This window comes from Pseudomonas parakoreensis (assembly GCF_021602155.1).
Taxonomy (GTDB): domain Bacteria; phylum Pseudomonadota; class Gammaproteobacteria; order Pseudomonadales; family Pseudomonadaceae; genus Aquipseudomonas; species Aquipseudomonas parakoreensis.
Genome location: NZ_BQHY01000013.1, coordinates 42,084 through 67,033 on the forward strand (window position 1 = coordinate 42,084; position 24,950 = coordinate 67,033).

The 24,950-nt window shown below is 61.8% G+C and carries 17 protein-coding genes; 12 read left to right on the forward strand and 5 right to left on the reverse strand.

Annotated elements, in window-relative coordinates; genetic code table 11:
- The first annotated feature begins 3 nt into the window (after window positions 1-3).
- Together xdhC and guaD are read left to right on the forward strand one after the other, a co-directional pair.
- Window positions 4-861: a xanthine dehydrogenase accessory protein XdhC gene (xdhC, locus tag L6D63_RS20220; protein WP_131670047.1), complete on the forward strand. Its 858-nt coding sequence runs from the start codon at window positions 4-6 to the stop codon at window positions 859-861.
- A gap of 13 nt (window positions 862-874) precedes the next feature.
- Window positions 875-2,179 (forward strand): guanine deaminase, encoded by a 1,305-nt coding sequence (gene guaD / locus L6D63_RS20225; RefSeq protein ID WP_131670046.1) that lies wholly within the window; start codon window positions 875-877, stop codon window positions 2,177-2,179.
- A 181-nt stretch (window positions 2,180-2,360) separates the two neighbouring features.
- Here guaD and L6D63_RS20230 read toward each other — a convergent pair whose 3' ends face one another.
- Window positions 2,361-3,125 (reverse strand): GntR family transcriptional regulator, encoded by a 765-nt coding sequence (locus tag L6D63_RS20230; RefSeq protein WP_007961054.1) that lies wholly within the window; start codon window positions 3,123-3,125, stop codon window positions 2,361-2,363.
- Between the two features lie 357 nt (window positions 3,126-3,482).
- Between L6D63_RS20230 and L6D63_RS20235 the strand changes: the two genes are divergently transcribed.
- Window positions 3,483-4,673: a benzoate/H(+) symporter BenE family transporter gene (locus L6D63_RS20235; protein ID WP_041067769.1), complete on the forward strand. Its 1,191-nt coding sequence runs from the start codon at window positions 3,483-3,485 to the stop codon at window positions 4,671-4,673.
- Window positions 4,674-4,801: 128 nt separating this feature from the next.
- Here L6D63_RS20235 and L6D63_RS20240 read toward each other — a convergent pair whose 3' ends face one another.
- On the reverse strand, window positions 4,802-5,146 hold the full coding sequence (locus L6D63_RS20240; protein ID WP_003223308.1) for a YggL family protein: 345 nt from the start codon (window positions 5,144-5,146) through the stop codon (window positions 4,802-4,804).
- A 234-nt stretch (window positions 5,147-5,380) separates the two neighbouring features.
- Here L6D63_RS20240 and dacB point away from each other — a divergent pair, with 234 nt between their 5' ends.
- On the forward strand, window positions 5,381-6,841 hold the full coding sequence (gene dacB / locus L6D63_RS20245; RefSeq protein ID WP_047293022.1) for a D-alanyl-D-alanine carboxypeptidase/D-alanyl-D-alanine endopeptidase: 1,461 nt from the start codon (window positions 5,381-5,383) through the stop codon (window positions 6,839-6,841).
- Window positions 6,842-6,978: 137 nt separating this feature from the next.
- On the opposite strand, the gene L6D63_RS20250 is transcribed toward dacB, so the two are convergent.
- Window positions 6,979-9,366, reverse strand: a complete 2,388-nt coding sequence (locus L6D63_RS20250) for a sensor domain-containing diguanylate cyclase (protein WP_121184508.1) — start codon at window positions 9,364-9,366, stop codon at window positions 6,979-6,981.
- A gap of 147 nt (window positions 9,367-9,513) precedes the next feature.
- Window positions 9,514-11,784 carry a bifunctional 23S rRNA (guanine(2069)-N(7))-methyltransferase RlmK/23S rRNA (guanine(2445)-N(2))-methyltransferase RlmL gene (rlmKL, locus tag L6D63_RS20255; protein ID WP_131670045.1) on the reverse strand — a complete coding sequence of 757 codons (2,271 nt, stop codon included), beginning with the start codon at window positions 11,782-11,784 and terminating at the stop codon, window positions 9,514-9,516.
- A gap of 531 nt (window positions 11,785-12,315) precedes the next feature.
- On the opposite strand from rlmKL, the gene rmf reads away from it, so the two are divergent.
- Entirely contained in the window at window positions 12,316-12,531 is a 216-nt protein-coding gene (rmf, locus tag L6D63_RS20260; protein ID WP_003223300.1) for a ribosome modulation factor, read from the forward strand.
- Between the two features lie 248 nt (window positions 12,532-12,779).
- On the opposite strand, the gene L6D63_RS20265 is transcribed toward rmf, so the two are convergent.
- Window positions 12,780-13,802 (reverse strand): quinone-dependent dihydroorotate dehydrogenase, encoded by a 1,023-nt coding sequence (locus L6D63_RS20265; RefSeq protein ID WP_131670044.1) that lies wholly within the window; start codon window positions 13,800-13,802, stop codon window positions 12,780-12,782.
- 222 nt (window positions 13,803-14,024) lie between these two features.
- Here L6D63_RS20265 and L6D63_RS20270 point away from each other — a divergent pair, with 222 nt between their 5' ends.
- The 7 genes from L6D63_RS20270 (at window position 14,025) to L6D63_RS20300 (ending at window position 24,944) form a co-directional block, all read left to right on the forward strand.
- A complete protein-coding gene (locus L6D63_RS20270) occupies window positions 14,025-15,236 on the forward strand; it encodes a CmpA/NrtA family ABC transporter substrate-binding protein (protein WP_047293013.1) in 1,212 nt (403 codons plus the stop codon).
- A 15-nt stretch (window positions 15,237-15,251) separates the two neighbouring features.
- Complete coding sequence (locus L6D63_RS20275; RefSeq protein ID WP_047293011.1) at window positions 15,252-15,827, forward strand: ANTAR domain-containing response regulator; 576 nt, start codon at window positions 15,252-15,254, stop codon at window positions 15,825-15,827.
- Between the two features lie 325 nt (window positions 15,828-16,152).
- A complete protein-coding gene (locus L6D63_RS20280) occupies window positions 16,153-17,364 on the forward strand; it encodes a nitrate/nitrite transporter (RefSeq protein WP_041067749.1) in 1,212 nt (403 codons plus the stop codon).
- 7 nt (window positions 17,365-17,371) lie between these two features.
- Window positions 17,372-19,042, forward strand: coding sequence for a bifunctional protein-serine/threonine kinase/phosphatase (locus tag L6D63_RS20285; protein ID WP_131670043.1), 1,671 nt, complete (start codon window positions 17,372-17,374; stop codon window positions 19,040-19,042).
- Window positions 19,043-19,462: 420 nt separating this feature from the next.
- On the forward strand, window positions 19,463-21,916 hold the full coding sequence (gene nirB, locus L6D63_RS20290; RefSeq protein ID WP_047293007.1) for a nitrite reductase large subunit NirB: 2,454 nt from the start codon (window positions 19,463-19,465) through the stop codon (window positions 21,914-21,916).
- Window positions 21,913-22,230: a nitrite reductase small subunit NirD gene (nirD, locus tag L6D63_RS20295; protein ID WP_041067740.1), complete on the forward strand. Its 318-nt coding sequence runs from the start codon at window positions 21,913-21,915 to the stop codon at window positions 22,228-22,230. The genes nirB and nirD overlap by 4 nt, the downstream gene beginning before the upstream one ends.
- Window positions 22,230-24,944 carry a nitrate reductase gene (locus L6D63_RS20300; RefSeq protein WP_131670042.1) on the forward strand — a complete coding sequence of 905 codons (2,715 nt, stop codon included), beginning with the start codon at window positions 22,230-22,232 and terminating at the stop codon, window positions 24,942-24,944. Before nirD ends, L6D63_RS20300 begins: the two co-directional genes overlap by 1 nt.
- The last annotated feature ends 6 nt before the right edge of the window (window positions 24,945-24,950 follow it).

The following is a 24,950-nucleotide window of genomic DNA, read 5'->3' on the forward strand; positions in this document are numbered from 1 at the left end:
AACATGTACAACTGGATCGACGCCCTCGCCGACCTGCAGAACCAGGGCGAACCCTGCGTTCTGGTGACGATCATCGAAGAACTCGGCTCGACCCCGCGCAACGCCGGTTCGAAAATGGTCGTCAGCGCGAAACAGACCTTCGACACCATCGGTGGCGGGCATCTGGAATACAAAGCCATGCAGATCGCCCGCGAGATGCTCGCCAGCGGCAAGCAGGTCACCCATCTGGAGCGTTTCAGCCTTGGTGCCAGCCTCGGCCAGTGCTGCGGTGGCGCCACCGTGTTGCTGTTCGAACCGATGGGCCAGGTGCAGGCGCAAATTGCCGTGTTCGGCGCCGGACATGTCGGCCGCGCGCTGGTGCCGCTGCTCGCCAGTCTGCCGTGCCGGGTGCGCTGGATCGATTCGCGGGAAGAGGAATTCCCCGACCAGATTCCCCACGGCGTGCGTAAAATCGTCGCCGAAGAGCCTGTGGATGAAATTGATGACCTGCCCGCCGGCAGCTACTGCATCGTCATGACCCACAACCATCAGCTCGACCTGGAACTGACGGCCGCGCTCCTCAAGCGCAACGACTTCGCTTACTTCGGCCTGATCGGTTCGAAGACCAAACGCGTCAAATTCGAACATCGCCTGCGTGATCGCGGTTTCGACAGCAGCGTCGTGCAACGCATGCGCTGCCCGATGGGCATCGGCGAAGTCAAAGGCAAACTGCCCGTGGAAATCGCCATCTCCATCGCCGGCGAAATCATCGCCACCTATAACGCCAATTTCGGCCAGCACAGCGCCAGCGCCGAACCGATTGCCAAACTGCTGCCGGTTTCCCGGCGCAGTCAGGCCGCCACACTCAAAGCCTCAAACTGATTAGAGAACCCTCATGCCTCTGACTCGCAAAGCCTACCGCGCCGCCATCCTGCACAGCATCGCCGACCCCGCCGAGGTCGGTATCGAAGCCTCCTACGAATATTTCGAGGACGGCCTGCTGGTGGTCGATGGCGGCAAGATCAGTGCCCTCGGCCACGCCAGCGAACTGCTGCCGACCCTGCCGGCGGACATCGAGATCACCCACTATCAGGATGCGCTGATCACCCCGGGCTTCATCGACACCCACATCCACCTGCCGCAAACCGGCATGGTCGGGGCCTACGGCGAGCAACTGCTGGACTGGCTCAACACCTACACCTTCCCGTGCGAAAGCCAGTTCGGTGACAAGACCCACGCTGATGAAGTCGCGGACATTTTTATCAAGGAACTGCTGCGCAACGGCACCACCACCGCGCTGGTGTTCGGCAGCGTGCACCCGCAGTCGGTGAATTCGTTTTTCGAGGCCGCCGAGAAGCTCGACCTGCGGATGATCGCCGGCAAGGTGATGATGGACCGCAACGCGCCGGATTATCTGACCGACACCGCCGAATCCAGCTACGTAGAGAGCAAGGCGCTGATCGAGCGCTGGCACGGCAAGGGCCGCCTGCACTACGCGGTCACCCCGCGTTTCGCCCCGACCAGCACCCCGGAACAACTGACCCTCGCCGGCCAGTTGCTGACCGAATACCCGGATCTGTACATGCAGACCCACATCAGCGAGAACCTCAAGGAAATCGAGTGGGTCAAGGAACTGTTCCCGGAGCGCAAGGGCTATCTGGACGTTTACGATCACTACCAGCTGCTCGGCGAGCGCTCGGTGTTCGCCCACGGCGTGCACTTGTGCGACGACGAATGCGCGCGACTGGCGGAAACCGGCTCGGCGATCTCGTTCTGCCCGACCTCGAACTTCTTCCTCGGCAGCGGCCTGTTCAACCTGCCGATGGCCGAGAAGCACAAGCTGAATGTCGGTCTGGGCACCGACGTCGGTGGCGGCACCAGTTTCTCGCTGCTGCAAACCCTGAACGAAGCCTACAAAGTCATGCAGTTGCAGGGGGCGCGCCTAAGTCCGTTCAAGTCGCTGTACCTGGCGACCCTCGGCGGTGCGCGGGCACTGCGCCTGGAAGACAAGATCGGCAACCTGCAACCGGGTTCCGATGCGGACTTCCTGGTGCTGGACTACAACGCTACGCCGCTGCTGAGCTATCGTTTGAAGCAGGCCAACAACATTGCCGAGACGTTGTTTGTGCTGATGACGCTCGGGGATGACCGCACGGTGCAGCAGACGTATGCGGCGGGTGCACTGGTGCATCAGCGCTGAGTTTCCCAAGGCATAAAAAATCCCCCAGCGCTTTTCAGCCTGGGGGATTTTTGTTGCCTGTCAGATTGCTATCGCTGGCAAGCCAGCTCCCACAGGTTTTCCGGTGTATCGCAGATTCGGTGAACCCCACAAATCCCTGTGGGAGCTGGCTTGCCAGCGATTGGGGCGACTCGGTGTCAGCTCAAAGCTTGGCCGCCGGACGCCCAGGCTTCTTGGTCTGCAGCAAATGCGAGAACACTGCATGCAGGTCATCCGACGCACTTTCCTCATCGAGGTTGAGCTTGCTGTCGATGTGGTCCATGTGGTGCATCATCAGGTCCACCGCCAGCTCACCGTTGCGCGCTTCGATGGCGTCGATCAACTGGGTGTGCTCGTCGTAGGAGCAATGCGAGCGGTTGCCGCTTTCGTACTGGGCGATGATCAGCGAGGTCTGCGAGACCAGGCTGCGCTGGAAGCTGATCAGTGGCGCATTTTTCGCCGCTTCGGCGAGTTTCAGGTGGAATTCGCCCGACAGACGGATACCGGCACCACGATCGCCGCGGGAGAAGCTGTCGCGCTCGTCGTTGACCATCTGGCGCAGTTCGGCGATCTGCTCGGCGGTGGCGTGCTGCACAGCCAATTCGGTGATCGCGCGCTCCACCAGACGACGGGCCATGAACACCTGTCGCGCTTCTTCTACGCTCGGGCTGGCGACGACAGCGCCACGGTTCGGCCGCAACAGCACCACGCCTTCATGGGCCAGACGCGACAGTGCGCGGCGAATGATGGTGCGGCTGACCCCGAAGATTTCCCCCAGCGCTTCTTCGCTCAATTTTGTACCGGGCGCCAGACGCTGTTCGAGGATCGCCTCGAAAATGTGCGCGTAGACAATATCGTCCTGGGTTCCGCTGCGGCCGGCTTTGCCTGCTCGCGGTTGTTTCTTGAGGGGTTGCAACTGTTCGTTCATGGGCACTCGAGTCGGGAGAACTGCGGCGAATAGACCGTGACTGTAATACGGCACAGTAGGTCGCTGGCAAGTATCGCGTAAAAAACAGCGCGATTGTACACAATGGATGGTGGCAACACGACTGTATGGCTGTTTGTGACCACGGCTGTATTGCAACGATCCGTTACGATTGAGTTTAGGCTTGATCGCAGAATCCGCTTTTGCGCACACCTGCTCTTATGTAGGAGCTGCCGAAGGCTGCGATCTCTTGATCTTGCTTCCAAACATCAAAATCAAAAGATCGCAGCCTTCGGCAGCTCCTACACAGGGTTCAGCGTAATTGCGGACATCTCCATCTGTATAAGGAACACCGCCGTCATGAACGACGCCACCTACACCCGCCTGCGCCCTCTCGCCGACACTTCGCCCTCGGCGATCGTCGCCGGTTTCATCGCGATGATGACCGGCTACACCAGTTCGCTGGTGCTGATGTTCCAGGCCGGGCAAGCGGCGGGCCTGAGCAGCGGACAGATCTCTTCGTGGATCTGGGCGATCTCGATCGGCATGGCGGTGTGCTCGATCGGCTTGTCGCTGCGCTATCGCACACCGATCACCATCGCCTGGTCGACCCCCGGTGCAGCCCTGTTGATCACCAGCCTGGGCGGTGTCAGCTACGGTGAGGCCATCGGCGCCTACATCACTTGCGCAGTACTGGTGACCATTTGCGGCCTGACCGGCAGCTTCGAACGCTTGGTGAAAAAAATCCCGGCATCGCTGGCGGCGGCGTTGCTGGCGGGGATTCTGTTCAAGATCGGCAGCGAAATCTTCGTCGCCGCACAGCACCGTACCGGGCTGGTGCTGGGGATGTTTTTCACCTATCTGCTGGTCAAGCGCCTGTCGCCGCGTTACGCCGTGCTCGCTGCATTGCTGATCGGTACCGCGCTGTCAGGCTTCATGGGGCTGCTGGATTTCAGCGGTTTTCACCTGGAAGTGGCGACGCCAGTCTGGACCACGCCGCACTTCTCCCTCGCGGCGACCATCAGCATCGGCATTCCGCTGTTCGTGGTGGCGATGACCTCGCAGAACATGCCCGGCATCGCCGTGCTGCGCGCCGATGGCTACAACGTCCCGGCCTCGCCGCTGATCACTACCACCGGCATCGCCTCGTTGTTGCTGGCGCCGTTCGGTTCCCACGGGATCAACCTCGCGGCGATCAGCGCAGCCATCTGCACCGGGCCGCACGCCCATGAAGATCGCAACAAACGCTACACCGCCGCGGTCTGGTGCGGGATTTTCTACGGGATTGCCGGGGTGTTTGGCGCCACATTAGCGGCGCTGTTTGCCGCACTGCCGAAAGAACTGGTGCTGTCGATTGCCGCATTGGCGCTGTTCGGTTCGATCATCAACGGTTTGAGCATTGCCATGACCGAGGTGAAAGAACGCGAGGCGGCGCTGATCACGTTCATGGTCACGGCGTCGGGGTTGACGCTGTTTTCCATTGGTTCGGCGTTCTGGGGGATTGTCGCGGGGGTTCTTACGCTGCTGATTTTGAATTGGCGTAAAGCTTAAAGCAAAAGATCGCAGCCTTCGGCAGCTCCTACAGGGTGTACACCATTCCCATGTAGGAGCTGCCGAAGGCTGCGATCTTTTGATCTTGCAAAAAAACGGCGACCCGAAGGTCGCCGTTTTTTTCAGTATCACTTGGCCGCGTTGATCGGCTTTTCCGGATACCAGACGTCCAGCAGCGGGCTGACGGTCATGCCGGTCAGTTCGCTACGGTTTTTCAGCCAGGCTTCAACGGCAGCGCGCTGCTCTTCGTTGACCGAGCCACGCTTCTGCAGGCATACCAGACCGAAGTCATCGCCGCCGACATAACCCAGACCGTTGGCTTCCATGGCTTCTTTGATGAATGCTTCGAGGAAAGCGTCAATGGCTTCTTCGGACAAGTCTTCTTTGAAGTCCAGGTTCAGTTCGAAACCCAGCTCTTGAAATTCATCAACGCACAGTTTTTTGCGCAGACGCTGGGAACGGTTAGTCGCCATTGGAACAATCCTCTTAAGTAATAACGGCCGGCACTTTACCAGTTTAAGCCGTCAATTGCCCGACTCTCTGGGCGCTATGGCCGACCGCCTGTAAAAAAATAACGAAATGGCCGCCCCGGGCAAGGCACAAGCTGTTACACCTTGGGGCATAATGCCGACACTTTCATGACCACTGAGGGCTTTTTCATCCATGCCCTCGTTATTTTTCCCCTCTTCTGCAGGGTTTTATTTCATATGATCAAATCGTTGCGTCCTCTGTTTCTTGCCGGCCTTATTCTGCCCCTGGCCCTGCCGGTTGCCGCTGCCACCATCAACACCGCCCTCACCCCCAACGTCGAAAAAGCCCTCAAGGCCAGCAAGCTGCAGCCGACCGCGCTGTCGCTGGTGATGATCCCGCTCGACGGCCCGGGCAATCCGACCGTGTACAACGCCGATGTCTCGGTCAACCCGGCCTCGACCATGAAACTGGTCACCACCTACGCCTCGCTGGAAATGCTCGGCCCCAACCATCAGTGGAAAACCGAGTTCTACACCGACGGCGACCTGAGCGGCGGCATCCTCAACGGCAACCTCTACCTCAAGGGTGGCGGCGATCCGAAGCTGAACATGGAAAAACTCTGGCTGCTGATGCGCGACCTGCGCGCCAACGGCGTGACCCAGGTCACCGGCGACCTGATCCTCGACCGCAGCTTCTTCATCCAGCCGCAACTGCCGGAATTCAACGACGACGGCAACGACGAGAACAAGCCGTTTCTGGTCAAACCGGATTCCCTGCTGGTCAACCTCAAGGCCCTGCGCTTCGTCGCGCGCAATGACGGTGGCCGGGTGCTGATCTCGGTGGAACCGCCGATTGCCAGCGTGCGCATCGAAAACACGGTCAAGGCGCTCAATTCCAAGCAGTGCACCGGTGGCGTGCGCTACAACCCGGTGACCCAGCCTGATGGCAGCGTGACCGTGACCGTCGCCGGCCAGTTGGGCGATGGCTGCAGCTCGCAGACTTATCTGTCGCTGCTCGACCACGCGACCTACACCGCTGGCGCCGTGCGCGCGATCTGGAAAGAACTGGGCGGCAGCATCCAGGGCAAGGATCGCCTCGCCGCGACCCCGAGCAGCGCCAAGCTGCTGGCCCGCGCCTACTCGCCGGATCTGGCGGAAATCATCCGCGACATCAACAAATACAGTAACAACACCATGGCCCAGCAGCTGTTCCTGAGCCTCGGTCAGAAGTATCGCAACGAAGCCGACGGTGACGACGCCAAAGCCGCACAACGCGTAGTCCGCCAGTGGCTGGCGAAGAAAGGCATCACCGCGCCGCACCTGGTGATGGAAAACGGCTCCGGGCTGTCGCGCGCCGAACGCGTCAGCGCCCGCGAGATGGCCAACATGCTGCAAGCCGCCTGGCACAGCCCATACGCTGCCGAGTACATCAGCTCGCTGCCAATTGCCGGCACCGACGGCACCATGCGCAAACGCCTGAAAACCACCGCGATGCGTGGCGAAGCCCACGTCAAGACCGGCACCCTGAACACCGTGCGCGCCATCGCCGGCTTCAGCCGCGACGTCAACGGCAACACCTGGGCGGTGGTGGCGATCCTCAACGACAAGGCCCCGTTCGGCGCGTCGTCGGTGCTGGATCAGGTGCTGTTGGATCTGTACAAGCAGCCACGTTTGCCGCAGACCGCTTCGGCGCTGTAATACGATCCTGCGAACACCACCAAACCCTGTGGGAGCTGGCTTGCCAGCGATAGCGGAATGTCAGCCACCAAAGATGCTGACTGAAACGCCCCTATCGCTGGCAAGCCAGCTCCCACAGGATTGTGGTGTATTGAATCTCAGCTCATCTGCTCCACCCGATCCCTACCGCCCTGCTTCGCCGCATACACCCCCGAATCCGCCCGCAGCAACAGCGCATCCGCGCCTTCCCCCGGACGCCAGCTGGCGATGCCGAAACTGGCCGTCACCACCCCGACCACGTCCACCGGCGCGCTGCGCAGGCCTTGCCACAACTCCACCGCCAGCATGTACGCATGTTCGCCGTCGATGTCCGGGCACAGCACCATGAATTCCTCGCCACCGAGACGACAGAACACATCGGTCCGCCGCAAGCGATGGCCGATGCGCTCGCACACCGCCTGCAGCACCCGATCGCCGACGGCATGGCCGTACTGGTCGTTGATGCGTTTGAAGTGATCGATGTCGAGCATGATCACCGACAGCTCACCGCCGCCGCGCTCGACCCGGGCCATTTCGGTGGTCAAGCGCTCCTGGAAGTAGCGGCGGTTGTGGATGCCGGTCAGTGAGTCGGTGACCGACAGCGCCCGCAGTTCCTCCTCCACCCGTTTCAAGTCGGAAATGTCCGAGATGTAGCCGTGCCACAGCACGCCGCCGCCCGGCAGTTCCTCCGGCGTCGCCTCGCCGCGTACCCAGCGCAGGCCGCGCTCGGGCAACTGCACACGGTATTCCTCGCGCCATGGGCTGAGGCTGTCCGCCGAAGTTCGGATCGAGCTGCGCACCCGCGAAACGTCCTGCGGATGAATGCGGGTGAAAATCGCCTCGGCATTGAGCAGCAACACGTCGGGCTCCAGCTCGTAGATCTCGCGGATGCCGTCGCTGGCATAAATCACGCTGAAGCGCCCGTCGAATTCCATCTTGAACTGGTAGATGCCGCCGGGCACGTGGGCGCTGAGTTTTTTCAGCAATACATCGCGCGCCGCCAGTGCTTCGTGCACGCGCTTGCGTTCGGTGATGTCGATGCAGATCGCCAGATGCCCGACCCACAACCCCTGCTCATCCAGTACCGGGGTGGCGAGCATGTTCACCGGCAGATGACTGCCGTCGCGGCGTACCAGCGTCCATTCGCGCGCCTCGTGACCGCCCACTTCACCGCCCTCGACCAACATCGCGTGGCAGGTCGGAATGCTCTTGCCGTAACGCGCACTCAATTCCGCCGAACGCGCGGCCAGCTCTCGCGGCAGATGCAGGTTTTCCAGGGTCATGTGGCCGACCACATCGGCGCTGCTATAGCCGAGCATTTGTTCCGCGCCGGGGTTGAAGGTGTTGATCACCCCGCGCAGATCCGTGGCAATGATCGCCACCTGGGTCGCGGCATTCAGCACGCCGCGTAACTGACCGTGGGTGCCGCGCAATTCCTGCTCGCGGGCGTGCAGCTCCTGCGTGCGCAGTTCGACCATGCGCAGGGCGCGCTGGCGTTGACTGACCAGCACATACAGCAACGCGCTGAGCAACAGGCTCAGCAGCGCCCCCAGCACCACCAGGCTGCTGATGGAAGAATGGTTGGCCTGTAAAAATGCCTCGCTGGGCTGAATGTCCACTTGATAATCATGGTCGGCCATGCGAACCAAACGTGTGGCCGACAGGTCGCTGGCCCCGGCCTTGTTGGCGGACTCGTAGAGCACTTCATGCTGATCGTCGGTGGACAGGTCGAGAATACGCACCGTGAGGAAATCCTGGGTTTCCTCCGGCAGTCCGTCGGCCAGCAACTGCTGCATGCTGATCACCGCCATCACGTACCCTTGCGCAGAACCTTTCGCCGCGCCCTCCTCGGTGACCGGCGCCAGCAGCAAGACGCCCCGGGCATAGGCCGGATCAATTCCCACCAGATGCAGCGGCTGCGACACCGCCATGTGCCCGCTGCGGTCGGCGCGCTCCAGCGTCGCCCGGCGCAACGGTTGCGCCAGCAGGTCATAGCCCAGCGGGGTGGGCAAGCGGCTCTGGCTCTGGGTGTAGATCACCGGAACGTATTCGGGACGATCACCGGCGGTCTGCAACTGGCCGTCAGCATTCAGCTCGCGAAAGGTGAAGGTGCTGAACCCTTCGCTACGCACCGCTTGTTCGATCGCCGGACGCTCGGCACGGCTGACCCGCGGCGCATAGGAATAGGCCTGGGTGCGTAACAGAAGCGGTTTGGCATAGCCGTCGAATTCGCTGCGCGAAACCGAATCGGAATTAGCGAAAAAACGGCGCAGGCCGTCGAGACGCTGTTCCTGATCCTGAAAACGTTCTTCGATGCGGCTGTAACGCTCATTGGCCAGCAGCTGAAAGCGTTGACGCAGTTGATGGTGAAACTGATTGAGGGTGGCCCAGGCGAGCAGCCCCGTGAGAATCCCGCCGGCGAGCAATACCAGGATCGCGACCAGCCAGGCCGAGACGTCTTCACTGATAAAACCCAGAATCTTTGGGCGCACGGGGTGCAACGACATAGGGGCAACTCACGACGCCATTGTTTCGGGGGAAAACCCCATTGGCCATGCGTTGAGTTATAGCTATTAGCCATTAATTTGGCTAGCACTGATCGGATCCAAGAGCCTTTAAAAATCAAGGCTCTGTGGATCCAACCACGGCAAGTGTCAACGCGCCGTGATTTTCCAGGCGCGGTGAATCCTGGTATTGCGGGCGAAATCCGGATCAATGGTCTGCGCGCTGATTTCCTCGACCGCGTAACGCTCGGCCAGGTTCTCCTCCAGTTGGAACTTGCGGAAGTTGTTGGAGAAGTACAGCACGCCGCCCGGGGCCAGGCGCGCCATGGCCAGGTCGATCAACTGCACCTGGTCACGCTGCACGTCAAAGATGCCTTCCATGCGCTTGGAGTTGGAGAAGGTCGGCGGGTCGATGAAGATCAGGTCGTATTCATCCCGGCAACTCTCCAGCCACGCCATCACGTCGCCCTGCTCCAGACGGTTCTTGTCGGAGAAGCCGTTCAGCGACAGGTTGCGCCGCGCCCAGTCCAGATAAGTCTTCGACAGGTCGACGCTGGTGGTGCTGCGCGCACCGCCCTTGGCCGCGTGCACACTGGCGGTCGCGGTGTAGCAGAACAGATTGAGGAAGCGCTTGCCGGCCGCCTCTTTCTGAATGCGCATGCGCATGGGCCGGTGATCGAGGAACAGCCCGGTGTCGAGGTAGTCGGTGAGGTTCACCAGCAGCTTGACGCCGCCTTCGCTGACCTCATTGAACTTGCCCTGCGCGGCCTGACGCTCGTACTGCTTGGTGCCGCTCTGGCGCTCGCGGCGTTTGACCACCACGCGGCTCTTGTCGACGTTCAGCGCCTGCGGGATCGCGGCCAGGGCGTCGAACATGCGTGCCGAGGCCTTTTCCGGATCGATCGACTTCGGCGCGGCGTATTCCTGCACGTGCACCCAGTCGTGATACAGGTCGATGGCCATGGCGTATTCCGGCATGTCAGCATCGTAGACGCGGTAGCAGTCGATGCCTTCGCGCTTGACCCACTTGCTCATTGCCTTGAGGTTTTTCTGCAGGCGGTTGGCAAACATCTGCCCGCCTTCGCTCAGGCGCGGCTGCTCGATCACCGGGGCCGGGGCTGGCGTCGGTTTGATCGGGTTGCCGTTCTTGTTGAACTTGCGCTCTTGCGGCTCGTTCGGGGTTTGATCGTAAGCGGCTTGCTCACGCTCGGCCTGACGCTGTTCCGGGGTCCGCCGCTCGCCGGTGACAAACTGATCCGGCAGCACTTTGATCAACAGCAGTTTGCACGGCAACGCGCCGTTCCAGAACGAATACTGTTTGTGACTGCGAATGCCCATGCGCTTGCCCAGATCCGGCGCGCCGGTGAACACCGCCGCTTCCCAGTTCAGGCAGGCCTGACGCAGGCGCTCGCCAAGGTTCTGATAGAGGTAAAGCAGGCTGGCTTCGTCGCCCAGACGCTCGCCGTACGGCGGGTTGCAGATCACCAGACCTTTCTGGTTCTGGTCCGGACGCGGCTCGAAGGTCGCGACTTCGCCCTGATAGATCTTGATCCACTCGCTCAGACCGGCGCGCTCGACGTTGTTGCGACCCGGTTGAATCAGGCGCGGGTCGGCTTCGTAACCGCGAATCCACAGCGGCGGCTTGGCCAGACCGGCAGCGGCACGCTCGACGGCTTCTTCATGGAGTTTTTTCCACAGCGCCGGAACGTGCCCCAGCCAGGCGGTGAAGCCCCACTGCTCACGGCGCAGGTTCGGCGCCATGTCGGCGGCGATCATCCCCGCTTCGACGAGGAACGTACCGACACCGCACATCGGGTCAGCCAGCGCGCCGCCTTCGGCCGCAATGCGCGGCCAGCCGGAACGGATCAGGATCGCTGCGGCGAGGTTTTCCTTCAGCGGTGCCGCGCCCTGCTGCAGGCGGTAACCGCGCTGGTGCAAGCTGTGACCGGACAGGTCGAGGGACAAAATAGCTTCGCCGCGATCCAGGCGCAGGTGAATGCGCAGATCCGGGTTGAGCTTGTCGATCGACGGACGGTCGCCTTGCGGGGTACGCAGTTTGTCGACAATGGCGTCTTTGACTTTCAGCGCGCCGAAGTGGGTGTTGTCGATGCCCGAGCCGTGGCCGCTGAATTCGACGGCCAGAGTGCCGTCGGCGAGCATGTGATCCTGCCACTCGACGTCAAGCACGCCGTGGTACAGGTCTTCAGCGTCTTTCATCGGGAAGCGCTTGAGCACCAAAAGTACCCGGTTGGCCAGACGCGACCACAGGCACAGGCGATAAGCGGTTTCCATGGTCGCCATGCCACGCACGGCGGAGGTGTGCTCGCGGGCCTCTTCAAGGCCAAGCCCGACGGCTTCCTCGATGAGCAGGCCTTCAAGGCCTTTGGGGCAAGTGAGGAAGAGTTCGAAACGATCGGACATGGTATTTCCAGAGCCTTTGGCTAGTGAACCGGCAACGCATTGCCGGTCCGGTTTTCAATCAGGCGCTTTTCCAAAAGAACGCCCGCGTGGCACGAAGGTGTGCCGTTCCATCCCCGCTGCTCGGGTTAAAAGAGCTTAGATGCCGGGACAGATAAAAAAGTTGATGAAACAAAAAGTCTTAAAGCGACCCTTCGTCGCATATTACCCAAGCGCAAACGTGGGTCATTCTCACTAAAGGATTAACCCCATCATCCAGCGCGGGGCCGATCATACCGGGGTTTGCTGCAGAAACCTTCATGAAACCCGTCGTTACTTATGGCTGTAGCACTACTTTCGTTACGTCCTTATGACAAAACGATCATTCCCTCGCTGTGACTCATTGGTTAGAACTGACCACAGGTTGACGTCGCAACGGCGTCAACGCCTTGGCTCGCCACGCCGGCAGCGAGCCGCCCAACGGCAGAGTTTTTCTGCCAGACCTCGATTGAGGTCAACGCGACGAAAACAGTCAACAAGTGAGGGAAACACCCTATGAGAAGACTTAAGCGTGATCCGTTGGAAAGAGCATTTTTGCGCGGATATCAATATGGCGTTGGTGGCAAATCCCGCGAGCTTTGCCCATTTACTCTACCGTCGGTACGTCAAGCCTGGATCAACGGCTGGCGAGAAGGACGCGGCGACAACTGGGACGGTATGACCGGCACTGCGGGGATCCACAGACTCAACGAACTTCACGCCGTCGGCTGACACAGGGCACTTATTGCAACACGACAATCTGAATTTCTAGCGACTTACCATGCACGTCCTTCCCGGACGGCGGGCTACGGCCCAGGGGCTCCTTCGAGGAGCCCTTTTTTATGCTTGCCTGAAATGGCACACATCTCATGTAGGAGCTGCCGAAGGCTGCGATCTTTTGATCTTGCTTTTGATATTAAAAAACAACATCAAAAGATCGCAGCCTTCGGCAGCTCCTACATTGACCGGGTCAGCCCGGGTTATTTGCGCAGCGCGGCGATCGCGTCTACCGCTTCACGAATCAAGGCCGGGCCCTTATAGATGAAGCCCGAGTAAATCTGCACCAGGCTCGCACCCGCCACGATCTTCTCGGCCGCATGCTTGCCCTCGGTGATGCCGCCAGCGGCAATGATCGGCAAGCGCCCCCCCAGCTCAGCCGCCAACACCTTCACGGTATGGGTGCTCTTGTCGCGCACCGGGGCGCCGGACAGACCGCCCGCTTCGTCACCGTGCTCCATGCCTTCGACGCCGACGCGACTCAGTGTGGTGTTAGTGGCGATCACTGCGTCCATCCCGGTTTCGATCAATGCCTGAGCCACTTGCGCGGTCTCTTCGTCGGTCATGTCCGGGGCGATCTTGATCGCCAGCGGTACATGTTTGCCGTGGCGCAGGGCCAGTTCGGCGCGGCGCGTGGCCAGGTCCGCCAGCAACTGCTTGAGCGAATCACCGAACTGCAGACTGCGCAGGCCCGGGGTGTTCGGCGAGCTGACGTTGACCGTGACATAGCTGGCGTGGGCATACACCTTGTCCAGGCAAATCAGGTAGTCATCCACGGCGCGCTCGACCGGAGTGTCGAAGTTCTTGCCGATGTTGATCCCCAGCACGCCCTTGTATTTGGCTGCAGCGACCCGCGCCAGCAGGTTATCCACACCGAGGTTGTTGAAGCCCATGCGATTGATGATCGCCTCGGCCTCCGGCAGGCGGAAGATCCGTGGTTTCGGGTTGCCCGGCTGCGGACGCGGGGTCACGGTGCCGATTTCGACAAAGCCGAAACCCAGTTGCGAGAAACCGTCGATGGCCGCGCCATTCTTGTCCAGACCGGCCGCCAGACCGACCGGATTCGGGAAGTCCAGACCCATGACCGTCACCGGCAGGTTAGCCGGCTTCTTGCACAGCAAGCCGTTGAGGCCCAAACGCCCACCCGCGCCGATCAGATCCAGCGACAGATCGTGGGAGGTTTCCGGGGAAAGTTTGAACAACAGCTGACGGGCCAGGGTGTACATGGGCGGCGATGACTCGGGCGGCGAAAAGAGGCGGCGATTATAGCCGGGCATCGCCCCCCGGCGCGAGGCGCACGGGCAAATCAGCCTGACTGGCATATGCCTTGCACTTTCAGGGTATCAGCCCACAGGCCAATGGCGGCGTGCGGGCACGGACAATGGCGTCGTCCTCAGGTTTGCTCGGGCAAAGCCTGGGACGGCGCTTTTTTTTCAAGGTGGTTTTATATGAATGATTCGTCCGTCGGGCCACTGGCCTGGGTCAATGGCAGTGATGCCCCGGAAAAAAGCGTGGTCAATCTCGGTTTCATGGCCTTGAGCGACTGCGCCTCGGTGATCGTGGCCGCCACACAAGGCTTCGCCCAGCCTTACGGCCTGACAATCAACCTCAAGCGTCAGGCGTCCTGGGCGACCTTGCGCGACAAACTGGTCAGCGGTGAACTGGATGTCGCCCACAGCCTGTACGGGCTGATTTACGCGGTGCATCTGGGTTTCGGTGGCGTGGCGCCGAGCGACATGGCGGTGCTGATGGGGCTGAACCAGAACGGCCAGAGCCTCAACCTGTCCCACGGTTTGCAGCAACTGGGCGTGACCAGTCCTGAAGCGCTGGATCGGCACGCGCACCAAACCCGCGCAAAACTGACCTTCGCCCAGACTTTCCCCACCGGTACCCACGCGATGTGGCTGTATTACTGGCTGGCGAGTCAGGGCATTCATCCGTTGCAGGACGTCGACAGCGTGGTGGTGCCGCCGCCGCAAATGGTCGCGCACCTGCAAGCCGGGCGCATCGATGGTTTCTGCGTCGGTGAGCCGTGGGCGGCGGCCGCCGTGCAACAGGATCTGGGGTTCACCCTGGCGACCAGCCAGAGCATCTGGCCCGATCATCCGGAGAAAGTCCTCGGCTGCACCCGCGCGTTCGTCGAGCAATACCCCAACAGCGCCCGGGCGCTGGTAATGGCGATTCTCGAGGCCAGCCGTTTCATTGAACAAAGCGCGGAAAACCGCCGCAGCACCGCGCAGTTGCTGAGCGCCCCGGAATACCTCGACGCCCCGCTGTCCTGCATCGAACCGCGTTTTCTCGGGGATTACGCCGACGGCCTCGGCAATCGCTGGCAGGACCCGCACGCCTTGCGTTTTCACGGCAACGGCGAGGTGAATTTGCCGTATCTGTCCGACGGCATGTGGTTCATGACCCAATTCCGTCGCTGGGGCCTGTTGCGCGAGGATCCCGACTACCTCGCGGTGGCCCGCCAGGTTCAGCAACTGGACATCTACCGCGAAGCCGCCACCGCCGTTGGTGTCGCCGCGTGGGGCAAGGAGATGCGCAGCAGCCAGTTGCTCGATGGCAAAGTCTGGGACGGCAGCGATCCGGCCGCTTACGCCCGCAGTTTCAAGCTGCACGCCCTGAGCGACGCCGCTCCTCTGCTCGCCCGCCGCTGACAGGAGACCGCCAATATGCTGCGCATTCTGCTGATCAACGACACCGCGAAAAAAGTCGGGCGCCTGAAGGCCGCGCTGACCGAGGCGGGTTTCGAGGTCATCGATGAGTCCGGTCTGACCATCGACCTGCCAGCGCGCGTCGAAACGGTGCGCCCGGACGTGATCCTGATCGATACCGAGTCACCGGGCCGCGATGTGATGGAGCAAGTGGTGCTGGTCAGCCGCGACCAGCCCCGGCCGATCGTGATGTTCACCGACGAACACGACCCGGGGGTGATGCGTCAGGCGATCAAATCCGGGGTCAGCGCCTACATCGTCGAAGGCATCCACGCCCAGCGCCTGCAGCCGATTCTTGATGTGGCCATGGCCCGCTTCGAAAGCGATCAGGCCTTGCGCGCGCAACTGCTGGCCCGCGACCAGCAACTGGCCGAGCGCAAACGCATCGAGCTGGCCAAAGGGCTGCTGATGAAAATGAAGGACTGCAACGAAGAAGAGGCCTACACCCTGATGCGCCGCCAGGCCATGAGCCGTCAGCAGAAACTGATTCAGGTGGCGGAGCAGATCATTGCCATGAGTGAGTTGCTTGGCTGAATTCTTTCAGAGCCCGTAAGCCCTCTTCGCAAGCAGGCTCGCTCCCACACTGGAAATGCATTCCCCTGTGGGAGCGAGCCTGCTCGCGAATCGCCGCCCCCCGTCAAGAACTGTTGGCACAAATCTGGCTAAGCATTCAGCACAGGTAACCAACGGCGGTTGCCCCACCCACGACAAAGACGTCGCTCACCCCGCTCGCCCCATCGGCGAACCAGGTAGCGGCGTTTTTGCGTTTTGGCCCCACAGCCCGGGGCCGGTGGTGCGGCCGTGGCGGCGCTCCACCTGCTGTGACTCCTTTCGAGACTCTTTTCAGCTGAGGTGCGCGATGAATTCAAGCTTCTGGAAATCCGGCCACACCCCGACCCTGTTCGCAGCGTTCCTGTATTTCGACCTGAGCTTCATGGTCTGGTACCTGCTCGGCCCATTGGCGGTGCAGATCGCCGCCGACCTGCACCTGAGCACCCAACAACGCGGGCTGGTGGTGGCGACGCCGATACTCGCCGGTGCGGTGCTGCGCTTTGTGATGGGCATGCTGGCCGATCGTCTGTCGCCGAAGACCGCCGGGCTGATCGGCCAGGTGATCGTGATCTGCGCGCTGTTCGGCGCGTGGAAACTCGGTATCCACAGTTATGAACAGGCGCTGCTGCTGGGACTGTTCCTCGGCATGGCCGGTGCCTCGTTTGCTGTGGCCCTGCCGCTGGCCTCGCAATGGTATCCGCCACAACATCAAGGCAAGGCGATGGGCATCGCTGGCGCCGGTAACTCCGGCACCGTGTTCGCCGCGCTGATCGCCCCGGTGCTGGCCGCGTCGTTCGGCTGGAGCAACGTGTTCGGTTTCGCCCTGATTCCGTTGATCCTGACGCTGGTGCTGTTCGCCTGGCTGGCGAAAAACGCCCCGCAGCGGCCCAAGGCCAAAGCCATGGCCGACTACTTCAAGGCCCTCGGCGACCGCGACAGTTGGTGGTTCATGTTTTTCTACAGTGTGACCTTCGGCGGCTTCATCGGCCTGGCCAGCGCCCTGCCCGGCTACTTTAACGATCAGTACGGCCTGAGCCCGGTGACCGCCGGTTACTACACCGCGGCCTGCGTGTTCGGTGGCAGCCTGATGCGCCCGCTGGGTGGTGCGCTGGCGGATCGTTTCGGCGGCATCCGCACCTTGCTGGCGATGTACACCGTGGCGGCGATCTGCATCGCCGCCGTCGGTTTCAACCTGCCCAGTTCCTACGCCGCCCTGGCGCTATTCGTCTGCACCATGCTCGGGCTCGGCGCCGGCAATGGCGCGGTGTTCCAGTTGGTGCCGCAACGCTTCCGTCTGGAGATCGGCGTGATGACCGGACTGATCGGCATGGCCGGTGGCATTGGCGGCTTTGCCCTGGCGGCCGGCATGGGCGCGATCAAGCAAAGCACCGGCAGCTATCAACTGGCGCTGTGGTTGTTCGCCAGCCTCGGCGTGTTGGCGTGGTTCGGCCTGCACGGGGTCAAGCGGCGCTGGAGAACCACCTGGGGTTCGGCGGCGGTCACTGCTGCACGCGTGTGAGGCGGCAATGCCCCTGCAACTGAGCTTTGCCCAGGCCAGCGCCACCGGCCCGCGCGCGGAAAACCAGGACGCCCTGCGCCTGGTGACACCCGCCCCGGCGCTGGCCGCGAGCAAAGGCTATCTGGTCGCCATTGCCGATGGGGTCAGCCAGTGCGCCGACGGCGGCCTGGCCGCACGCTCAACCCTGCAAGCACTGGCGCTGGACTACTACGCCACGCCGCAAACCTGGAGCGTGGCCCAGGCACTGGATCGCCTGCTGCTCGCACAAAACCGCTGGTTACAGGCCAACGGCGGCGGACAGCCACTGCTCACCACCGTCAGCGCGCTCATCCTGCGCGGCCAGCGTTTCACCCTGGCCCACGTCGGCGATTGCCGGGTCTATCGCTGGCACGCCGACGCTTTGCAGCGGATTTCGCAGGACCATGTCTGGGAGCAGCCGGGCATGCAGCGCGTGCTCAAGCGTGCGCTGGGGCTGGATCAGCATCTGGTGCTGGACTTTCTCGACGGCGAATTGCGCGAGGGTGAATGCTTCGTGCTGGTCAGCGACGGCGTGTGGTCGACTGTGGGCGATACCGCGATTGCAGCGATCCTGCGCGATCAACCGGATCTCGACAGCGCCGCACACACGCTGGTCAACGCCGCGCATCTGGCCGGCAGCCAGGACAACGCCAGTGCTCTGCTGGTGCGGGTCGATGCGCTGGGTGAAGCGAGTATTGGCGACGCGCTGATCCATTTGCAGCAATGGCCACTGCCGCCAGCGTTGAAAACCGCGCAGATGTTCGAAGGCTGGCAGGTGCAGGGCGTTGTCGCCCAGAGCCAGCAATCGCTGCTGTATCGCGTGCTGGACGGGCAAGGTCGGAGCTGGTTGTTGAAAACCCTGCCGCCACGGCTGGCCGATGATCCACAGGCCGGGCAAGCCTTGTTGTCGGAAGAATGGTTCCTCAGGCGTGTCGCCGGGCGGCATTTTCCTGAAGTCCACAGCGGCACGCAGCGTCAGCATTTGTACTACGTGATGCGCGAATATTCCGGGATGACCCTGGCGCGGCTGTTTCAACACAGCAGCCCGTTACCGTTGGCACAGTGGCAGGACATTGCCGAGCGTCTGCTGCGGGCGGTGGGCCTGCTGCATCGACGGCAGATTCTGCACCGCGACATCAAACCGGAGAATCTGCACCTGGGCGACGATGGCGAGTTGCGCCTGCTGGATTTCGGTCTGGCGTATTGCCCCGGCCTGTCCGAAGACGCACCGTCAACGCTGCCGGGAACCCCGAGTTATATCGCCCCGGAAGCGTTTCGCGGCGAGCCACCGAGTGCGCAACAGGATCTGTACGCGGTGGGCGTGACCTTGTATTTCCTGCTCACGGGGCATTTTCCCTATGGCGAAATCGAAGCCTTTCAACGGCCGCGCTTCGGTGTGCCGGTGAGTGCCGGTCGCTACCGCCCGGACGTGCCGGAATGGCTTGCGCAGAGTCTGGAGCGAGGCGTGGCTGCCGATCCGCAACAGCGCTTTGAAACGGCTGAAGAATGGTTGCTGGTGCTGGAGCAAGGCGAACGACGCAGTTTGAGTGTGCGGCCCAGGCCTTTATTGGAGCGCGAGCCGTTGAAGGTCTGGCGGACGGTGGCGTTGCTGGCCCTGCTGGGGAATCTGGTGCTGCTGGTTGTGTTGTTTCACGGCTGAGACCGCGTCGCGTCATTCGCGAACAGGCTCGCTCCCACAGGTTTTTTGTGAACGACACCGATCCACTGTGGGAGCGAGCCTGTTCGCGAAGAGGCCAGCCCAATCACAGCAATTCTGTCTGCCTGAATGCCCCGCGAACGAGCAACCCGCGTCGATTCGGTGCAAAAAATCCCCGTCTATAACCGCTTTCGCCCAATAAACACGCCACTCTCCCACTTGGCACAACCACTGCATTACCCGTTTCACCATACATAAAGCCCAACCTTCAACGACGAAGGTTGCGCTTCCCGAGAGAACGGGACCAGGACAAAGGCGTCCTCGCTAGGCAACTAGCGGGACGCCTTTTTTTGTTTGCGCAACTTTTGTCGAGCACGGCCTGACTGCCCACAAGAGGCCAGCCACCGCTCCCCGGAGAACCTGATGAAAAAACTCAAACTGGTGATGATCGGCAATGGCATGGCCGGGGTTCGCACCCTGGAAGAACTGCTCAAGCTGAGCAAAGAGCTGTACGACATCACGGTCTTCGGTGCCGAACCGCACACCAACTACAACCGCATCCTGCTGTCGCCGGTGCTGGCCGGTGAACAGACCTTCGAAGAGATCGTGCTCAACGACCTCGACTGGTACCTGGAAAACCACATCAAGTTGCTGCTCAACCGCAAGGTGGTGCAGATCGACCGGGTCAAACGCCGGGTGATCGCCGAAGACGGCACTGAAGCCGAATATGATCGCCTGCTGATTGCCACCGGCTCGACACCGTTCATCCTGCCGATCCCGGGCAATGACTTGCAGGGGGTGATCGGCTACCGCGACATCGCCGACACCCAGGCCATGATCGACACCGCCAGAACCCACAAGCACGCGGTGGTCATCGGCGGCGGCCTGCTCGGCCTCGAAGCCGCCAACGGCCTGATGCTGCGCGGCATGCACGTCACGGTGGTGCACATCGGCGAATGGCTGCTGGAGCGGCAACTGGACAAGACCAGCGGGCAACTGCTGCAAAGCGCCCTCGAAGCCCGTGGCCTGCACTTTCGTCTGTGCGAGCAGACCCAGGCCCTGCACGACGCGGGCAATGGCCGGGTCGGCTCGGTGCAGTTCAAGAACGGCGAGATCATCCCTGCCGATCTGGTAGTGATGGCGGCCGGCATCCGCCCCAACACCGAACTGGCGGAACGCGCCGGCATCCCGTGCAATCGCGGGATTCTGGTCAACGACACCCTGCAAACCTACGATCCGCGCATCTATGCCATTGGCGAGTGCGCCAGCCATCGCGGCATCGCGTATGGCCTGGTGGCGCCGCTGTTCGAACAGGCCAAGGTGTGCGCCAACCATCTCGCGCAACTGGGTTTCGCCCGGTATCAGGGTTCGGTCACCTCGACCAAATTGAAAGTCACCGGCATCGACCTGTTTTCCGCCGGCGATTTCATGGGCGGCGAAGGCACCGAAACCATCACCCTCTCCGACCCGATCGGAGGCGTGTACAAAAAACTGGTGATCAAGGATGACGTGCTGGTCGGCGCCTGTCTGTACGGCGATACGGCAGATGGCGGTTGGTATTTCCGACAGATTCGTGAGAATCACGCCATCGGCGAGATCCGCGATCACCTGATGTTTGGTGAAAATTCTATCGGCGACGTAGGACATCAGGGCCAGGACAAAGCCATGACCATGGCCGACACCGCCGAAGTCTGCGGCTGCAATGGCGTGTGCAAGGGCACCATCGTCAAGGCGATTCAGGAACACGGTCTGTTCAGCGTCGATGAAGTGAAGAAGCACACCAAAGCTGCAAGCTCGTGCGGCTCCTGCGCCGGGCTGGTCGAGCAGATCCTGATCAACACCGTCGGCGGCGCGGCGGACGTCAAACCGAAAAGCGAAAAAGCCATCTGTGGTTGCAGCGACCTCAACCACGGACAGATCCGCCAGGCGATCCGCGAACAGCATCTGCTGACCATCGCCGGCACCATGAGCTACCTCAACTGGCGCACCCCGAATGGCTGCGCCACCTGCCGTCCGGCGCTGAACTACTACCTGATTTCCACCTGGCCCGGCGAAGCCAAAGACGATCCGCAATCGCGCCTGATCAACGAACGTGCCCACGCCAACATTCAGAAGGACGGCACCTATTCGGTGGTGCCACGGATGTGGGGCGGCGTGACCAACCCTTCGGAACTGCGCCGGATTGCCGACGTGGCGGACAAATACAACGTACCCATGGTCAAGGTCACCGGCGGTCAGCGCATCGACCTGCTGGGGATCAAGAAACAGGACTTGCCCGGCGTCTGGAAGGACCTCGACATGCCCTCCGGCCACGCCTACGGCAAATCCATCCGCACCGTGAAAACCTGCGTCGGCAGCGAGTTCTGCCGTTTCGGCACGCAGAATTCGACGCAGCTGGGCATCGAGCTGGAACACGACCTCTTCAACATGTGGTCACCGCACAAAGTGAAACTCGCTGTCTCCGGGTGCCCACGCAACTGCTCGGAAGCGGGGATCAAGGACGTAGGAATCATCGGCGTCGACTCCGGTTGGGAGATGTACATCGGCGGCAACGGCGGGATCAAGACCGAAGTCGCCGAGTTCTTCGTCAAGCTGAAAACCGCCGAGGAAGTCCGCGAATACAACGGCGCGTTTCTGCAGCTGTACCGCGAAGAAGCCTTCTACCTCGAACGTACCGTGCACTACCTGCAACGGGTCGGCATGGAGCACATCAAGAAAGCCGTGCTGGAAGACCCCGAGCGTCGCAAGGCCCTGAATGAGCGCCTGCAGTTCTCCCTGTCGTTCGAACAAGACCCGTGGAAAGAGCGCCTCGCGCAGCCGCAACTGAAGAAAGAATTCGACGTGATCCCCGTGAAAAACCTGGAGGTGTCGGCATGAACTGGCTCGATATCTGTGCCCTGGAAGAGATCAATGCCCTCGGTTCGCGAATCATTGCCGGGCCGAAAGGCGACATCGCGATTTTTCGGACGAGTGATGATGAAGTTTTCGCCCTCGACGACCGCTGCCCGCACAAGGGCGGGCCGCTGTCACAAGGTTTGATCTACGGCAAACGCGTGGCCTGCCCGCTGCACAACTGGCAAATCGACCTGCAAACCGGCGAGGCCCAGGCTCCGGACATCGGCTGCGCGCACCATCATCCGGCCCGGGTCGAAAACGGCCGCGTGCAATTGGCCCTGCGGGAAGCGGTCTGATGAACCGCCAGACGACCGCCTCGACCTGCTGCTACTGCGGCGTCGGCTGCGGCGTGCTGATCGAGCATGACGGCGAGCGCATTCTCGGCGTCAGCGGCGATCCGGCGCATCCGGCCAACTTCGGCAAACTGTGCAGCAAAGGCTCGACCCTGCACTTGACCGGCAATCTGGCTGCCCGGGCGCTGTACCCGGAGCTGCGCTTGGGCAAAGGCCTGGCGCGCAGCCGTTGCGACTGGGACACGGCGCTGGATCACGCGACCCAGGTTTTTGCCGAGACCATCGCCGAACACGGCCCGGACAGCGTGGCGTTTTACATTTCCGGGCAGTTGCTGACCGAGGACTATTACGCCTTCAACAAATTGGCACGAGCACTGGTCGGCACCAACAACATCGACAGCAATTCCCGGCTGTGCATGTCGTCGGCGGTGGTCGGTTACAAGCGCAGCCTCGGCGCCGATGCGCCGCCGTGCAGTTACGAGGATCTGGAGCTGAGCGATTGCGTGATGATCGCCGGCAGTAACATGGCCTACGCCCACCCAATCCTTTTCCGACGCCTGGAAGAGGCAAAATCGCGCCGGCCGCAGATGAAGGTCATCGTCATCGATCCCCGGCGCACCGACACCTGTGAGTTAGCCGACTTGCATCTGGCGATTCTGCCCAGCACCGATGTCGCGCTGTTCCATGGGATTTTGCATTTGCTGCTGTGGGAAGACCGGATCGACCGCGACTTCATCCAGGCGCATACCGACGGCTTGCCTGAGCTGAAAAATCTGGTGCGCGACTACACCCCGCAAATGGTTGCGCAACTCTGCGGGATCAGTGTCGAGCAATTGCAGCAGTGCGCCGAATGGGTGGGCACCGCGCCAAGTTTCCTGTCGCTGTGGTGCATGGGCCTGAATCAGTCTACCGCTGGCAGCGCAAAAAACAGCGCGCTGATCAATCTGCACCTGGCCACCGGGCAAATCGGCCGCCCGGGTGCAGGACCTTTCTCTTTGACCGGTCAGCCAAATGCCATGGGCGGGCGGGAAACCGGCAGCCTGTCCAATTTGCTGCCCGGTCACCGTGAAGCGGCCAATCCCGAGCATCGCGACGAAGTGGCAGCCTGTTGGGGTGTCGATCAACTGCCTCAAACCAGTGGCCTCAGCGCTATCGAGCTGTTCGAGCGGATGCGCAGCGGCCAGATCAAGGCGCTGTGGATTGCCTGCACCAATCCCGCACAGTCCATGCCTGACCAGCAGGCGGTGCGCGAGGCGCTGCAGACCTGCCCGTTCGTGGTGTTGCAGGAAGCCTTCCGCACCACCGAAACCGCCGCCTTCGCCGACCTGTTGTTACCCGCTGCCAGTTGGGGCGAGAAAGAAGGTTCGGTGACCAACTCCGAACGGCGCATTTCCCACGTACGACAGGCCATTCTCCCACCGGGCGAAGCACGGCCGGACTGGGCGATCACCGTGGATTTCGCACAGCGGCTGGAGAAACGTCTGCGCCCACTTCAGCCGAGCCTGTTTGCTTTCGAACAGCCGGCGCAGTTGTTCGACGAATATAAACAACTGACCCGTGGACGGGATCTGGACTTGTCGGGCCTCAGCCATCAATTGATCGATGAACTGGGACCGCAGCAATGGCCCTTCCCCGCCGGCGCCCGGCAAGGCACGGCACGCTTGTATGGCGACGGGATTTTTCCCACGGCTAACGGTCGTGCGCAGTTCGTCGCCGATCCCTATCGCGCCGCCAAAGAACAACGCGATGCACGGTTCCCACTGACGCTGATCACCGGCCGGCTGCGCGATCAATGGCACGGCATGAGCCGCACCGGCACGGCGGCGCAATTGTTCGGGCATGTCAGCGAAGCCGTGTTAAGCCTGCACCCGGACGAGCTACGCCGGCAGCGCTTGCAGCCGGGGGATCTGGTCAACCTGAAGAGTCGGCGCGGTGCCGTTATCGTCGCGGTCGCCAGCGATGACAGCGTGCGCCCCGGCCAGGCGTTTCTGCCGATGCATTGGGGCGACCGGTTTCTCAAGGGCGGGGTCAACAGTCTGACCTTGCCGGCCTTCGATCCTCTGTCGAAGCAGCCCGAACTCAAACACAGCGGCGTGCGTCTGGAAGCGGTAAATCTGCCATGGCACTTGTTCGCCCTGATCGAGGGCGATGTTCAACGGCATTTCGAGACGCTACGCCCCCTCTGCGAGGCGTTTTCCTACGTGAGCCTCAGCCTTGTCGGACGTGAGCGGCCCGCGCTGCTGATACGCGCTGCCAGCGTCACGCCGCCAGAGCCGCAACGGCTGCGCGATATCGACCAGTGCCTGGCGCTGCTTGACGGTCCAGTGCTGGCCTACGACGACCCGCGCCGCGCCATTGGCAAACGGGTACGCATCGAAAACGGCCGTATCACCGCAATCCGCCTCGCGGGCGAAACCCTGGCTCAGCACTGGCTGCAAGGCTTGTGGCTGGAGGGTCGCGCCGATGAACAACTGCGCCGCTGGCTTCTGGCGCCGATGAGCGCACCACCCGGCAATGCCGGCATTCAGGCCAATCCGGGCAAAACCCTGTGCAACTGCAAAAACGTCAGCCACAGCGCGGTGTGTACTGGAATTCGCCAGGGCCTGGATCTGCAAGGTCTCAAACAACAACTGGGGTGCGGCACGCAATGCGGCTCGTGTGTCCCTGAAATCAAGCGTTTGCTGGCCGCTGATCTGCAGCCGGTATCGGTCATCTGAAGGAAA

Coding starts and splice junctions, on each gene's coding strand:
- L6D63_RS20280 (WP_041067749.1), top strand. CDS start 16,153: ATGAATTCAAGCTTCTGGAAATCCGGCCACACCCCGACCCTGTTCGCA.
- rmf (WP_003223300.1), top strand. CDS start 12,316: ATGAGAAGACTTAAGCGTGATCCGTTGGAAAGAGCATTTTTGCGCGGA.
- L6D63_RS20240 (WP_003223308.1), bottom strand. CDS start 5,146: ATGGCGACTAACCGTTCCCAGCGTCTGCGCAAAAAACTGTGCGTTGAT.
- L6D63_RS20285 (WP_131670043.1), top strand. CDS start 17,372: ATGCCCCTGCAACTGAGCTTTGCCCAGGCCAGCGCCACCGGCCCGCGC.
- L6D63_RS20300 (WP_131670042.1), top strand. CDS start 22,230: ATGAACCGCCAGACGACCGCCTCGACCTGCTGCTACTGCGGCGTCGGC.
- dacB (WP_047293022.1), top strand. CDS start 5,381: ATGATCAAATCGTTGCGTCCTCTGTTTCTTGCCGGCCTTATTCTGCCC.
- nirB (WP_047293007.1), top strand. CDS start 19,463: ATGAAAAAACTCAAACTGGTGATGATCGGCAATGGCATGGCCGGGGTT.
- nirD (WP_041067740.1), top strand. CDS start 21,913: ATGAACTGGCTCGATATCTGTGCCCTGGAAGAGATCAATGCCCTCGGT.
- rlmKL (WP_131670045.1), bottom strand. CDS start 11,784: ATGTCCGATCGTTTCGAACTCTTCCTCACTTGCCCCAAAGGCCTTGAA.
- L6D63_RS20275 (WP_047293011.1), top strand. CDS start 15,252: ATGCTGCGCATTCTGCTGATCAACGACACCGCGAAAAAAGTCGGGCGC.
- L6D63_RS20230 (WP_007961054.1), bottom strand. CDS start 3,125: ATGAACGAACAGTTGCAACCCCTCAAGAAACAACCGCGAGCAGGCAAA.
- xdhC (WP_131670047.1), top strand. CDS start 4: ATGTACAACTGGATCGACGCCCTCGCCGACCTGCAGAACCAGGGCGAA.
- L6D63_RS20265 (WP_131670044.1), bottom strand. CDS start 13,802: ATGTACACCCTGGCCCGTCAGCTGTTGTTCAAACTTTCCCCGGAAACC.
- guaD (WP_131670046.1), top strand. CDS start 875: ATGCCTCTGACTCGCAAAGCCTACCGCGCCGCCATCCTGCACAGCATC.
- L6D63_RS20235 (WP_041067769.1), top strand. CDS start 3,483: ATGAACGACGCCACCTACACCCGCCTGCGCCCTCTCGCCGACACTTCG.
- L6D63_RS20270 (WP_047293013.1), top strand. CDS start 14,025: ATGAATGATTCGTCCGTCGGGCCACTGGCCTGGGTCAATGGCAGTGAT.
- L6D63_RS20250 (WP_121184508.1), bottom strand. CDS start 9,366: ATGTCGTTGCACCCCGTGCGCCCAAAGATTCTGGGTTTTATCAGTGAA.